The 13,770-nt window shown below is 60.2% G+C and carries 13 protein-coding genes; 8 read left to right on the top strand and 5 right to left on the bottom strand.

Annotated elements, in window-relative coordinates; translation table 11 throughout:
- Positions 1–400 (bottom strand): ATP-binding cassette domain-containing protein (locus tag MOV76_RS25770; RefSeq protein ID WP_247265574.1); only part of this gene is annotated, 400 nt, incomplete at its 3' end.
- Positions 401–734: 334 nt separating this feature from the next.
- Positions 735–2,300 (bottom strand): helicase HerA-like C-terminal domain-containing protein, encoded by a 1,566-nt coding sequence (locus MOV76_RS25775; RefSeq protein ID WP_130652020.1) that lies wholly within the window; start codon positions 2,298–2,300, stop codon positions 735–737.
- 221 nt (positions 2,301–2,521) lie between these two features.
- Here MOV76_RS25775 and MOV76_RS25780 point away from each other — a divergent pair, with 221 nt between their 5' ends.
- The 3 genes from MOV76_RS25780 to MOV76_RS25790 all read left to right on the top strand — a co-directional run bounded on the left by MOV76_RS25780 (position 2,522) and on the right by MOV76_RS25790 (position 3,985).
- The gene (locus MOV76_RS25780) at positions 2,522–2,914 is read left to right on the top strand and encodes a hypothetical protein (RefSeq protein WP_018449432.1); all 393 of its coding nucleotides are present in this window, start codon (positions 2,522–2,524) and stop codon (positions 2,912–2,914) included.
- Positions 2,915–3,016: 102 nt separating this feature from the next.
- Positions 3,017–3,472: an NUDIX hydrolase gene (locus tag MOV76_RS25785; protein ID WP_047619596.1), complete on the top strand. Its 456-nt coding sequence runs from the start codon at positions 3,017–3,019 to the stop codon at positions 3,470–3,472.
- 189 nt (positions 3,473–3,661) lie between these two features.
- Positions 3,662–3,985 carry a hypothetical protein gene (locus tag MOV76_RS25790; protein ID WP_018241198.1) on the top strand — a complete coding sequence of 108 codons (324 nt, stop codon included), beginning with the start codon at positions 3,662–3,664 and terminating at the stop codon, positions 3,983–3,985.
- 15 nt (positions 3,986–4,000) lie between these two features.
- On the opposite strand, the gene zwf is transcribed toward MOV76_RS25790, so the two are convergent.
- From zwf to MOV76_RS25805, 3 genes are all read right to left on the bottom strand, one after another.
- Positions 4,001–5,518, bottom strand: a complete 1,518-nt coding sequence (gene zwf / locus MOV76_RS25795; protein ID WP_247265575.1) for a glucose-6-phosphate dehydrogenase — start codon at positions 5,516–5,518, stop codon at positions 4,001–4,003.
- A 112-nt stretch (positions 5,519–5,630) separates the two neighbouring features.
- Positions 5,631–6,401 (bottom strand): trans-aconitate 2-methyltransferase, encoded by a 771-nt coding sequence (gene tam, locus MOV76_RS25800; RefSeq protein WP_247265576.1) that lies wholly within the window; start codon positions 6,399–6,401, stop codon positions 5,631–5,633.
- Positions 6,402–6,484: 83 nt separating this feature from the next.
- Positions 6,485–7,759, bottom strand: a complete 1,275-nt coding sequence (locus tag MOV76_RS25805; protein WP_247265577.1) for a hemolysin family protein — start codon at positions 7,757–7,759, stop codon at positions 6,485–6,487.
- Positions 7,760–8,628: 869 nt separating this feature from the next.
- On the opposite strand from MOV76_RS25805, the gene MOV76_RS25810 reads away from it, so the two are divergent.
- From MOV76_RS25810 to MOV76_RS25830, 5 genes are all read left to right on the top strand, one after another.
- Positions 8,629–11,010: a methyl-accepting chemotaxis protein gene (locus MOV76_RS25810; RefSeq protein WP_247265578.1), complete on the top strand. Its 2,382-nt coding sequence runs from the start codon at positions 8,629–8,631 to the stop codon at positions 11,008–11,010.
- A gap of 110 nt (positions 11,011–11,120) precedes the next feature.
- Positions 11,121–11,972 (top strand): alpha/beta hydrolase, encoded by an 852-nt coding sequence (locus tag MOV76_RS25815; RefSeq protein WP_130652025.1) that lies wholly within the window; start codon positions 11,121–11,123, stop codon positions 11,970–11,972.
- A 100-nt stretch (positions 11,973–12,072) separates the two neighbouring features.
- Positions 12,073–12,636 carry an AAA family ATPase gene (locus tag MOV76_RS25820; protein WP_130652026.1) on the top strand — a complete coding sequence of 188 codons (564 nt, stop codon included), beginning with the start codon at positions 12,073–12,075 and terminating at the stop codon, positions 12,634–12,636.
- Positions 12,611–13,087, top strand: coding sequence for a GNAT family N-acetyltransferase (locus MOV76_RS25825; protein WP_130652027.1), 477 nt, complete (start codon positions 12,611–12,613; stop codon positions 13,085–13,087). Before MOV76_RS25820 ends, MOV76_RS25825 begins: the two co-directional genes overlap by 26 nt.
- Before the next feature lie 67 nt (positions 13,088–13,154).
- Positions 13,155–13,661 (top strand): AAA family ATPase, encoded by a 507-nt coding sequence (locus MOV76_RS25830; RefSeq protein WP_028733818.1) that lies wholly within the window; start codon positions 13,155–13,157, stop codon positions 13,659–13,661.
- Positions 13,662–13,770 lie beyond the last annotated feature (109 nt).

The raw sequence follows: 13,770 nt of genomic DNA on the forward strand, positions 1-13,770 counted from the left end.
CCGTGGATTTTCTCACCAAACCGGTGCGGGACCAGACGCTGCTCGACGCCATCACAGCGGCCATTGCGATGGATGCCGAACGAAGGGCGGAAGCCGCGCCGGCTTCGGCGCGGCGAAGAACAGCGAGCGCATCGGTGACGCCGAAGAGATCGGCAACCGTTTCGTCAGATGCTACCTGAACGCTCTGCCGCAGCACGCCAAGGCTGCCGTTGACGGATACGGTGCCCGAATGCGGCTGGATTTCACCGGAGACGAGCTTCAGCAGCGTCGTCTTGCCGACGCCGTTGCGCCCGCCGAGACCGGTACGCTCGGCTCCGAAACTCAGGTCGAGATTGGAAAAAAGCGGCCGCCCGTCAGGCGCGGACCACGAAATTTGGGAGAGGGTGATGGATGCAGGCATGGATATGGATTTCCCGGTTGGCAAGGCGAACTGGCGTTGCGATCGGGTTAAAATCCATTGCGGCACACATCCTGTTGAAATGGTCGATGGCGGGGAATTTAGGGAATAAAGGCTGAAGGTTCAAGGCAAAGCAGCCAATGGGGCGGCAGGCACCAACCTTGCTCCCTCTTCTCCCCGGCGGGGAGAAGGTGGCCCGAAGGGTCGGATGAGGGGGCCGCACGGTACCCCGTTGCTGCCTTTCGCCGGCCGCTCAAGGCGTTCGTCGCTGACGCTTCTCACACCCCCTCATCTGCCTGCCGGCATCTTCTCCCCGCTGGGGAGAAGGGACCCAGGCCTACCGCTTCAAGCTGCCCAAGATCCCGCGCACCAGCGCCCGGCCAACTTGTGTCGCCACCGTGCGCGCCACGCTCTTCATTGCCGCTTCCACCACTGTTTCGCGCTGGTAGCCGGAAGTCCGGCCGCGCGATTGGCCGCGGCCCTGGTTGTCGTCGTCATTGCCGCCGCCGAAGCCCGGCAGGTTCCAGCCGGAGGTCGTGCCGCCCTGTTGCTGAGGCGCTTCTTCCTGGGCTCGCTTGGCGGCTTCGGCATCGGCCGCCTTCTTCGCCCGTGCGGCCAGCAGCTCGAAGGCGGATTCGCGGTCGATATCCTCGTCATAGATGCCGAGAACCGGGCTCCTGTCCATGATCTGCCGGCGCTCGTCATCCGTCACCGGGCCGACGCGGCCGGATGGCGGGCGGATTAGCGTGCGCTCGACAATCGAAGGCGCGCCTTTGGCCTCCAGCGTCGAGACCAGCGCCTCGCCGGTGCCGAGATTGGTGATGACCGTGGCGCAATCGAAGGCCGGGTTCGCACGGAAGGTATCGGCCGCCGTCCTCACCGCCTTCTGCTCGCGTGGCGAATAGGCGCGAAGCGCGTGCTGTGCGCGGTTGCCGAGCTGGGCGAGCACCGTTTCCGGTACGTCGAGCGGGTTCTGCGTCACGAAATAGACGCCGACGCCCTTGGAGCGGATCAGCCGCACCACCTGCTCGACGCGTTCGGTCAGCACCTTCGGCGCATCGTTGAAGAGCAGGTGCGCCTCGTCGAAGAAGAAGACGAGCTTCGGCTTGTCGGGGTCGCCCACCTCGGGCAATTCCTCGAACAGCTCGGAGAGCAGCCAGAGCAGGAAAGTGGCGTAAAGCCGCGGGTTCATCATCAGCTTGTCGGCGGCCAGCACCGAGATCTGGCCGTAGCCACTATTGCTGGTGCGCATGATGTCGGTGATCTTCAGCGCCGGTTCGCCGAAGAAGTGCTCGGCGCCCTGCTGTTCGAGAACGAGCAGCGCCCGCTGGATCGAGCCGACCGAGGCCTTGGAGATCAGCCCGTACTGGTTGGAAAGTTGGCTGGCATTCTCGCCCATGTAGTTGAGCAGCGAGCTGAAATCCTTGAGGTCGAGCAGCGGCAGCCCGCCCTGGTCGGCGATCTTGAAGGCGATGTTGATGACGCCTTCCTGCGGTTCGGAGGCATCCATCAGGCGGGCGAGTAGCAGCGGTCCCATCTCGGCGATGGTGGTGCGCACCCGGTGGCCCTTCTCGCCGAACAGATCCCAGAAAATCACCGGAAACTGGTCGAATTCGTAATCGGCAAAGCCGATCTGCTCGGCGCGTTTCGTTAGGAAATCCCTGGGCTCGCCCTTGGCGGCGATGCCGGAAAGGTCTCCCTTGATATCGGCCGCAAAGACCGGAACGCCGGCCCGGGAGAAACCTTCGGCGAGCACCTGCAGCGTCACCGTTTTGCCGGTGCCGGTAGCGCCGGTGACGAGGCCGTGGCGATTGCCGAATTTCAGGTCGAGATATTCCGGCTTGTTGATGCTGTCATCGGGATTGCGGCTCGCGCCGATGAAAATCTTGCCTTCCTCGATCATTCGGAATGCTCCCTTGGGGCTCTGCCGCCATTTATGAGAAGGCTTGCTTCAGCTACCTTCATCGAACCATCGTTTCCCTGTTATAAGCAGGCAGGCGCATGCGGACAACTGTTTGCATTGAAAGCAAAACCGGACAAAGCGCCGCCCGGGGAGGGCCGGCTTGAGTTGCTGTGGAATTTCGAATAACGTTGACGTTAACGTCAAAAAATAGGAGGCTGACGATGAATGAAATTGTGACCCAGATCGCCGATCGCGTGGGTATTGCGCCTGATTTGGCCGAAAAGGCGCTCGGCATGATGCTCGGCTTCCTGCAGCGCGAGGCCGCCGATGGCCCCGTTGCCAAGATGATCGAAGCGATCCCCGGTGGCGCCGATCTCGTCGCCCAGTTCAACGGCGCAGGTGCCGGCGGCGGCGGTCTGCTCGGCGGGCTGATGAGCTCGCTCGGCGGCGGCGGCATCATGGGGCTCGGCCAGCAGTTGATGGGCGAAGGCCTCGGCATGGGCGAGATCACCTCGCTTGCCAAGGAAACCATCGCGATCGCCAGGCAATATGCTGGCGAGGAAGTCGTCGACGAGGTCGTCGCTTCCGTCCCGGGCCTCAGCCAGTTCGTCTGAGACGAGAGATCAGGAGCCCCGCATTTTGCGGGGCTCATTGTTCTCGCTTCGGAAGCACCGGAGTGAAGAGCATCCGCGGTCCCTTGGATGGAAGGAGAGCCCATGGCCATCTGGCGCCCATCGCAGCAGATCAGGGTGAAGGTGATCGGCCTCGCCTGGCGCAATGACCGGCTGCTCGCCGCCGAAGTGGAGGATGACAGTGATCGCATCAAGGGCGTTCGCCCGCTCGGCGGCGCCATTGAATTCGGCGAAAGCCGCGAAGAGGCCCTGCAGCGCGAATTCAGGGAGGAACTCGAGACCGATATTCGCATCGTCGGTCCCTGGCATCTGCTTGAAAACATCTACGAGCATCACGGCGCGACCGGTCACGAATACATCTTTGCCGCTGATATCGAACTGGCCGATGCGTCGCTCTATGAGCGCGATGAGATCCGCTATTCCGAACTCGACGAGACGGCGGCGACGGCGCGCTGGTTCGGCCGCGACAGGCTGCGCGACGCCGGCATCGATCTCTATCCGACAGGTCTCGACAAACTCCTGTCGCGCTGGCGCGATTGAGCCTGATATCCCCCGCTTTGAGGTGGCTTCGGCCGATCGCCAAACTTTGATCGTCTGCGGCCCGCTCCCGGGGGAACAATGAGCTGGCATCGCCTGTTGCTAGAGCAATTCCAGCAAAAGTGTGCAGCGGTTTTGCGTCCGGAATTGCGTGAAACAAAAACGATCGCTGAAACCAGAAGGAATAGCATCATGCGCAGGTTTATTGCAGCAACTTCGATCGCTCTCCTCAGCCTCTCCGCCCCGGTTCTTGCCCAGTCGAACATGGGCATGGATGCCAGCGGCCGGATCGACGGCACGCCGCCGCTCGGCACCGCGCCGGGAGTTGAAACGCAAAGCGGGCTGATAATCCCGCTCGACTCGATCGAAACCGGCAGCATCGACAACGAGCCTCTAAGCGGTCCGGTCGACTGGGCGCGCTGCCCGCCGCGCAAGGCACGCGGAGCGCTTGCCACCGAAGGCGGCAAGAGCGGCGCCTCGGTCAGCGCCGCATGCCGTGATAACGGAAACCAGTAACACCAGGGGAGGGCGCTATTTGCCGTCCTTCTTGTCGCGATGCAGGATGACGCCGAGTTCATGCCACTGCCGCCTGTCGCGCTGGATCAGTTCGTCGGCTGAGGCCGGTCCCATGCTGCCCGGCGCGTAAGCGTCAGGCACGCTCTGATCCCCGGCCCAGATATCGAGGAAGGGCTGCACCGCCGCCCAGCCGGCCTCGATGCCGTCGGCGCGCTGGAACAGCGTCTGGTCGCCGATGAAGAGATCGTAGAGCAGCGATTCATAGCCGGTCGTCTTGGCGATATCGAATTTGTCGGCATAGCGGAAATCGAGAGAGACCGGCACGGTATCGACGGAAAGCCCAGGCGACTTGATCGAGATTTCCATGCTCATGCCCTCGTCCGGCTGTACCTGGATCACCAGCCGGTTCGGCGGCAGGCGGCTCTTGACATCGGTCTCGCGAAACTGTGCGAAGGGCACCGGCTGGAAGGTGATGACGATCTCGGTGTCGCGCGCCGTCAGCGCCTTGCCAGTTCTGAGATAGAAGGGCACGCCGGCCCAGCGCCAGGTATCGGCATAGAGCTTCAGCGCCACGAAAGTCTCAGTCCTGCTGTCGGGCGAAACGTCCTTGGTGTCGCGATAGGCGGGAAGCTGAGCCCCATTGAGCGGGCCTGCGCCATAGGCGCCGCGCACGCCGTGCGTCTTGGCCTCATCAGGCGTATAGATGCGCAGCGCCTTCAGCACTTTGCTTTTCTCGTTGCGGATTGCCTCGGCATCGAAGCTGTTCGGCGGCTCCATGGCGATCATCGCCAGCAGCTGGAAAAGATGGTTCGGCACCATGTCGCGCAGCGCACCTGTCGCATCGTAGAATTTGCCGCGGCTGCCGACATCGACGATCTCGGCGGCGGTGATCTGCACATGGTCGATGTAGCGGCTGTTCCACAAGGACTCGATCATCATGTTGGCGAAACGCGCCGTCATCAGGTTCTGCACCGTCTCCTTGCCGAGGAAATGGTCGAGCCGGTAGACTTGGCTTTCCCCGACCTGCGCGAGAATCTGCGCATTGAGCGCCTGCGCCGAGGTGAGATCGGTGCCGAACGGTTTTTCGATCGCGACACGGCGGAAGACGCCATTGCTTTCATCGGTCAGCCCGTGGGCCGCCAGCTTCTCGACGATCGCCCCGAAGAAGGATGGCGGCACCGCGAGATAGAAGGCGGCATTGGCATTCGGCCCCAGCCGCTTGCCGATCTCGATGAAAATATCGTCCTTGGTGAAATCGCCTGACGTATAGGAAATACGCCGGCGCAGGCTTTCCCAGGCTTCGTCCTTCACCGTCGGCTCTTCGCCGCTCAGATGGTTGAGGAACTGGTCGAGCCGCCCGCGCAGGAATTCATCGTCACCCGGCTCGATGCCGATGCCGAGAATGTGGAGATCGTCGCCGACGAGGCGGCTGCGCGTTAGATTGATGATCGCCGGCACCAGTAGGCGGCGCGTCAGGTCTCCCGTGGCGCCGAAGATGACGAGGGTGACCGGGGGGGTTGGGGCAGCGTCCATGTGTCATCTCCTTGCAATTCGCGGCCGACTATAATGCGTGCCGGTTTCGCCGCAACATAGGCGGCGAGGGGTAACAGGTATTTGACAGCATCTGACGTGCGCCCGAGGTCGGTTACGCTTTGACCGCCACCATGAAAATCCTCGGAAACCTCAGCAGCACCCGCCCATCCGACATCTTTGGATAGGCCTTTTCCACCCGCTTGAGGTAATCTGCCAGGAATGCCTCGCGATGCTCTTCGCCGGCATGGGCGAGATAGGGCATCAGCCCGGTTCCCTTCACCCATTCGACGATATCAGCCGCATCCGCCATCGGGTGATTGTAGATGGTGTGCCAGATATCGACGCGCGAGGATTTGGCGATCAGCCGGCTGTAGTAAGTGGACGGCGGCGGCAGCCCCTTGCGGCGCACGGTCTTCGCCTCGAAGGCGGATTTCCACGGTCCGGCATGCGCCGTCTCCTCCATCGCCAGGTGCGAGGGTTCGCCGAGATTGTCGGGCATCTGCACCGCAAGCACGCCGCCTTCGGAAAGCCCGTCCATCAGCCGGTCGAAAATATCGAGATGATCGGGCAGCCATTGGAAGACGGCATTGGCAAACAAAAGGTCTGCGGGTTCGTCCGGCTGCCAGCGAGTGAGATCGGCTTCGACGAAGGCAGTGTCCGGAAGTCGCTTGCGCGCTGCCTCCAGCATGTTCATGTCGCTGTCGACGCCGGAGACGCCGGCCGCCCCGTAGCGCTCGATGATCAGATCTGTCGAATTGCCCGGTCCGCAGCCGAGGTCGACGGCATGACGAATGTTTTGCAGCGGCACCTGTGCCAACAGGTCACGCGCTGGTCGCGTGCGTTCGTCCTCGAATTTCACATATTGGTTGGCGGACCATGCCATGGCGATCACTCCTGATATCAGGCCGCATCTTCCATATGGCGGATGCGGATCTTTGATGTTGCGGCCGTCGAGCGTGCCGACCTTCAATCCGCAGACACAAGTATTTTGTCCACGCGCCTCCCGTCGAGATCGACGACTTCGAAGCGCCATCCATCTCGCGTGAAGCTCTCACCCAATTCCGGCAGATGTTTCAACTCTTCCAACACCAGGCCAGCCACAGTCTGATATTCCAAATCGTCATCGAGCTTGAGATTTAAGAACTCAGCGAATTCGTCAATCGGCGTCCAGCCGGACACGAGGTAAGAACCGTCGTCTCGGCGAGCGATGGCCTGCTCATCGATAGGTCCCTCCTGGAGAGCTCCCATGATCGCTTCCAAAATGTCACCTGACGAAACAACTCCCTCGAAATGACCGTACTCGTCAAAAACCAGCACCATGTGGACGGACGATTTCCTGATTGCTTCGATCACGTTTATGGCGGTTGAGAGGTCTGAAACCACCGGGACGTCTTGCGTCAGAGCCTTGATGTCGACACTGCCGTGTTCGGACATCGAGTCGTAGAAGTCCTTGACCGGAAGGATGCCGATCACCTCGTCCGAACTGCCTTTCCGAACGGGCAACCGAGACCGTTTCGTCCGGTGCAACTGGGTTCGAATTTCATCAAGGCTGTCATCAATATCAATAATTTCGACGTCCCGTCGGGGCGTCATAAGCGCTCGAGCAGTGCGGTCCGCCAGCCGCATAACGCCTGATATCATCGCGGACTCTTCGCTTTCGATCACGCCAGCCGACTGCGCTTCGGCCAGCACGGTTTTGATCTCTGCGTCAGAGACATTGTCGCCACCCTTTCCTGTTTGGCCCAAAAGCTTAAGCACAAGATTTCCGGAGGCGTTTAGAAGCCACACGAGTGGCAGCGCGATTTTTGAAAGTACCGCCATAGCTGGGGCGACCTTGGCCGCAACCGCTTCGGGTTCTCGCAATGCGATCTGCTTTGGAACAAGTTCGCCGATGATCAACGAAAGATAGGTGATTGCCACAACGACTGAACCTACGCCAATGGCATCGGCGGCCGTCGATGACAGCCCCTGGGCTTCCAGCCATCCGCTCAGCCGGCCGCCGAGCGTGGCACCTGAGAAAGCGCCGGAGAGAACGCCGACCAGCGTGATGCCGATCTGAACCGTAGAGAGAAAGCGACCGGGGTTTTCGGCAAGTTTGATTGCCTGAGCTGCACCTTTGCTCCCATTGTCAGAGAGAACCTTTAGGCGGGCTGTTCGAGAAGACACAACAGCCAACTCCGACATGGCGAGCACACCATTTACGATGGTGAGAAACGCCACAATTCCAATTTCCAGAAACACAGGGACCCTATTCGTTGAGGTTTTAATGCCGCATTGATCAGGCGAAGCGGCAAGGCGTTCGAAGTGACGCTATATCAGCATCGCCCATCGTCTTTCCATCATCGTGTTAACATCAGTACAGGTTCCATCAGTCCTCAGATTTCCTTGAGGTGGCAAGCCCGACCCAGCCGGAACGGTTGGAAATCCAGTCGGCCTGCAACGGCCGCCCGTCATTCGCGATGGTCTGGAACGCTCTCTGCTGGAACCTGATATGCCTGAGGCGAGGCGGACGTCATCGCACCGCCTACAGTGGTCGCCAGCTTCTTCGGCCGGGAGATCCCGGTTGGAGCGGGCGGAGCTTGTACTGGATGGGTCGCTGTCAGGCATGGCGCAATTTTGGCGGTGAAACGCTTTCGGCGCAAGAGGCGTCGGGCGAAAATCCTTATAGCGTCTTGATGTGACAGTTTTGAAAAGGACAGTAGCACCTCTTTCTGATTGAGGATTTCGGCGGATTTTCCGCGCTTCTGCAACGAACGCTTTATAATGATCGAGCTATTGGCAGATGGAATTTTTAGGGTGTAGCAGCGGCACTGCGGCGCGTCCCATGAGCTGTAATGGAGAGCCGGTAAAGAGGTGGTGTCAAGGACAAAATTATGCACAAATTCAAAGCGCTACAGCATTGTTTGCACGTCTGAAAAGACGCGCGGCGCTAGAGCCTATGACAAATCAAGGTGAGCCCGTGAACAGCTGCCCAACTCATAAGTAAAGCTGGCGCAATACACCGTAAATTAACAGCCTCTTCGTATTTTCTTCAAAATGCGAACGATTTCCGCGACGTGCAGCCACGTCCCGGCTCGATCGACGACATGCCCGCTCGAGGAGGTACGCGCATGCAGTTCAAATCGGCTACCGGACGCAACATTTTTTCCGTGGCGGCCTGCGGTGTCGTCGCGACGATCGCGGCATCGGGCGTTCTTTTTTACATCGCCTATAACGATATGCGCAAATCGAGCCTCGATCAGATGCTCCAGATCGCTGCCACCAACGCGCTCAATGTCGAGAAATCCATGAGCGTGGCGCTCGGCATCGTCAATGCGTTGGAGACGTCGCTGTCGACGATGAAGGAAAGCGGAAACGCCAGTCGTGCGACCGCCGACGACCTGCTGAAGAACATGCTGCAGGATAATCCGATGGCGCTCGGTGTTTGGACCGGCTGGGAACCGAATGCCTTCGACGGCAAGGACAAGGATTTCGTCGGCAAGGAAGGCCACGACACCACCGGCCGCTACGTGCCCTATTGGGTGCGCAGTGGCGACAAGATCCAGCACACGCCGCTGGTCGATTATGGCGTGTCGGGCGCCGGCGACTACTACCAGCTTCCCTTTACCCAGAAAAAGACCGTCGTCATCGAACCCTATGTCTACGCGGTCGACGGCAAGGATGTGCTGATGACCTCGGTCGCCAAGCCGATCATGGTCGATGGCAAGGCGCTTGGCGTCGCCGGCATGGACATTTCGCTCGACGACGCCAACAAGGCGATTTCCGCAGTCCACCCGATGGAGACCGGCTATCTCAGCCTGGTGACGGGCGCCGGCAGCATCATCAGCCATCCCTCCGCTGCGCTCGCAGGCAAGAATATCAAGGACGGCGGTGATCTCACCGCCGGCTGGGATCAGTTGATCGCCAGGCCCGGCGTCGAGCAGGAGATCGCAGGCCCGGACGGTCAGAGCTATTTCTCTGTCGCCTATCCGGTAAAGCTCACGAATGACCTCAACTGGTACGCCATTGTTTCGGTGCCCAAATCCACCGTCTTTGCCCAACTCAATAACATGGCCTGGAGCGCCGTCGCGATCACCGCCATCGCTGCCCTCCTGCTCGGTTTCGCAGGCTGGCTCATTGCCCGCAAATTCGTCCGCCGCATAGAGGGCGTGATTGCCGAGACTGATCGCATCGCCCATGGCCAACTCGACGTGCAATTGAACGACAAGAATGCCGAGGACGAAATCGGCGACCTCTCACGCTCCCTCGCCATCCTGCTGGAAAGCAATCGCCAGAAGATCAAGCTCGAGGCCGATGCGGAAAGCTCCCGGTCCCGCGAAGAGATCGAACGACAGGAACGTTCCGTCCTCCATGCCGCCCGTGAGGATTCGATCAAGTTTGCGGTGAGCGAACTCGGCAACGGACTGGCAAGCCTTTCCAACGGAGATATGACCATCCGGCTGGAAAAGCCATTTACCGACTCCCTTGACGAAATCCGCGTCGATTTCAATGCGTCTGTCGAAAAGCTCCAGGCAGCCCTGATTTCCTTCTCCGAAAACGCTGCCGTCATTCAGGCCGGTTCCGAAGAAATCCGCTCGGGCGCCGACGATCTCGCCCGCCGCACCGAACAGCAGGCCGCTTCCGTCGAGGAGACCGCCGCTGCGCTGGAGCAGATCACCACCTCGGTCAAGGACTCCACCCTTCGCGCCGAGGAGGCGGGAACGCTCGTCAGCCGCACCAAGGATGGTGCAGAAAAGTCCGGAGAGATCGTGCGCAATGCCGTTGACGCCATGACCGGCATCGAGCAATCCTCGCAGTCGATCTCCAACATTATCGGCGTGATCGACGATATTGCCTTCCAGACGAATCTGCTGGCCCTCAATGCAGGTGTTGAAGCAGCGCGTGCGGGGGAGGCCGGCAAGGGCTTCGCCGTCGTCGCCCAGGAAGTGCGTGAACTCGCGCAGCGCTCGGCCACCGCCGCCAAGGAGATCAAGGCGCTGATCACCTCGTCCGGCGACCAGGTCAAGCGTGGCGTCGATCTCGTCGGCCAGACCGGCAAGGCGCTGCAGGCGATCGTTGCCGAAGTCCAGCAGATCAACAGCAATGTCCAGGCGGTCGTCCAGGCCGCCCGTGAACAGTCGACGGGTCTCCTGGAGATCAACACGGCGGTCAACCAGATGGACCAGTCGACCCAGAAAAACGCCGCGATGGTCGAGGAATCGAACGCCGCTTCGCATACGCTGGTGACGGAGGTGTCTGCCCTCTCGGAGCGTCTGGCACAGTTCAATCTCGGCCAGGTGGCAAAGGCGGCCCCTGCCGCCCGGACGACTGCCAAGCCGTTGGCACGCCCGGTGGGGGCGATGCTTTCGATGCGCAGACCGGTTTCCGCCTCGGCCACCGACCATGCCAGGCCCGCTCCGTCACCGGCCCGTGCGCTCGGCGGCAAGCTTGCAGCAGCCTTCGGCACCTCAGCCGCACCGGCTTCGACCGAGGGCAACTGGGAAGAGTTCTAGACATACGGCGTGCGACGCCGCTGAACGCCGCTCCCCTTGGCAGCAGATAGCACCCGCGCGCGTTTGTTGCCGCCTCAGCTCTGTGTTTGGTTGTATCTCGGTGGTGGAAATTGCCAAAGGACCGCAACAGTAACGAACCGTCAGAGGAGGTCGTAGCCTTTGACGTTCAGGGAGAGCGTGTTGTCGGCACGTTGCGCCTTGCTGCCGGAAAACCACAGCCGGTGATCCTGCTTTTTCCGGGGTTCGGCGGAGTTCGCGATGAGCTTCAGATTCCAAACCAAGGCAAAGGAATTTTCGCCTACATAGCCAGGTCTTTTGCATCCCTAGGGTTTTCCAGTCTTCGGATCGATTTCCGTGGAAGCGGCGAAAGCGACGGCCTGTTTGAGAACACGACATATTCGAACCAAATAGCCGATGGCATTGCCGCCATGGAGTTTCTCAGGTCCGACCCCCGCGTCGATGGACACCGTATCTTCCTGCTGGGATGGAGCCAGGGTGGATTGGTCGCTGCTGCGATAGGCGGCCGAACCAATAGACCGTCCGGGATTGCTCTTTGGGCTGCTATTGGAGAGCCAAGTGTCTCCTTTCCCGCTCTGATCGGTCGGGAAACCTATCTTCGCGGTTTGGCGGAAGAGAGCATTGCGACCGAGATCGTGATGCCGTGGGGCGCCAGGCTCAAGCTCAGGCACCCCTTCTTTCAAGAGGTGGCAACGCACGATCCATTCGATGAAATCAAAGCCTATGATGGCCCGCTTTTTGTGGCGGAAGGGTCCTTGGATACTGCCATTCCGGCGGGCACAGGACGAAAATTCGTGTCGGCCCATAACGGGGACAACGAGCTTCGGATCAGTCCGGTGGACCACGCCTTCAATACATCGCTCGGCACTGAAGCTCTCGATGCGCTGGTGATGGCGACCGCGAATTTCTTTGCTCTGCGGCCAGCTTTCCTCACGCGAACATAACTGCAAGGATGGCCCGCGCTCAATTTTGATTTGAAAGCATTCAATATCTCGCGCTAAGGTCACACAAACCAGCATCAGCGCAAAGTCCTCGGAGTTGCCGATGACGTTTCCCAATCCCTCAGCCACCTTTGACCGCACGCTCATCATGGGCAATGGCGGCGCGGGTAAAACATGGCTCGCCCGTCGTATTGGTGAGCAGCTTCACCATCCGGTTGTCCACCTTGATGACATGCATTGGGAGCCCGGGCGCTACGGCATCGATCGCGACAGAGCGTTGCGGGACGAGATGGTCAAGGCGGCGGCCGAGCGCCACGCCTGGGTCATGGAGGGCGTTTACGGGCAGCTGGCAAACATGGTCCTCAACCGCACGACGATCCTGGTCTGGATTGATCTGCCGGAGGAGGAATGCATCGCCAACATCAAGCTGCGAGGCATCCAAGGCGGCGAGACCGAAACGCAATTCGATGGCCTCTTGAAGTGGGTGGCCGAATACCGGAGTAGAATGAACAACTGGAACTCTTTCGAGACGCACGCGCGCTTGTTCTCGGTCTTTTCCCGTCCGAAGTTCCTGTTATCGAGCCGTGAGGCAGTCACCGATTTTGCCGACCGGTTGTCCACCAGCATCCACGAGGCCGCCGATGAAAGAGCCCAGATTTCCGAATGACGAGGGCGAGGACGCCTGGATGGTCGTCCAGGTGTTTGCGGATGAACACTGGAATGCCTACCACGACATCCGCCGCGCCGTCCTCTTCGAGGCCCGTGGGTTGATTGGCTATGATGCGAACCATCCCGATGATCGAAGAGATGGACATTTCCCTTTGCTGCTTCTGCTTGAAAACACTCCGGTCGGTGCGGCTCGCCTTGATCTGATGAGCGAGCAGACAGCATGGGTGCGGACCGTCGCGATCAGGGCGGAACGCCAGGGAAAGGGGTACGGCCGGATGCTCATGGCAGGCCTCGAAAAATTCGCATCACAACACAGGGTCAAGAGATTGCTTGTGAATGCGGCGCGAGACGCCGTGGGGTTTTACGAAGCGCTCGGATGGGCTGTCATTGAGGCCGGTCATGAAAACCCGGTGCTGACAAAGGAATTGCGAACCAGGCCTCAATGGTGAAGTATTGCGCTGACCGCGAGCTGCTCTGACGTTCTCGTGGAGCCTCTCCAAAAACGACGAGGTCACGATGCTCATTATCTTCGGTGGTCTGCCTGGCAGTGGAAAGACGACGATTGCCCGCGCTTTGGCTGAGCGGTTGAATGCGGTCCATGTGCGCGTCGATACCATCGAGCAGGCAATCCGTGCCTCCGGAATTGCCGATGATGCCGGGCCTGCAGGCTATATCGTGGCCTACGGTATCGCCGGAGACAATTTGACCCTTGGCAGGACTGTTATCGCCGACTCCGTCAACCCGCTTCGGATAACCAGGTCAGCGTGGCTTTCGGTCGCGCAAGCCGCTGGGGTGACGGCGGCGGAGGTCGAGGTCGTTTGCTCGGACAAAGCCGAGCACCGCAACCGTGTTGAAACGCGCCTCACTGACGTCGAAGGTCTCGTGAAGCCGACATGGCAAGAGACTTCCGAAAGAGCCTATGACGAATGGCACGATGCAATCCTCATCGATACGGCTTCGAAAACGGTGGAAGCGGCTTTGGATGAACTGGTGAGCCGATTGAAATCGCTGGCGATGCGATGAAGGATGATCTCACTTCCGAGACGACACGTGAGGCGAGGCGGATCTCATCGCTGCGTCCTATAGCGGCCGCCTTCCTGGGTCGCAATTCCGGTTTTGTCTGCGCGGTGGC

Origin of the sequence: Rhizobium sp. PRIMUS64, assembly GCF_023006465.1 — a bacterium.
In the GTDB taxonomy this organism is placed as follows: Bacteria; Pseudomonadota; Alphaproteobacteria; order Rhizobiales; family Rhizobiaceae; genus Rhizobium; species Rhizobium leguminosarum.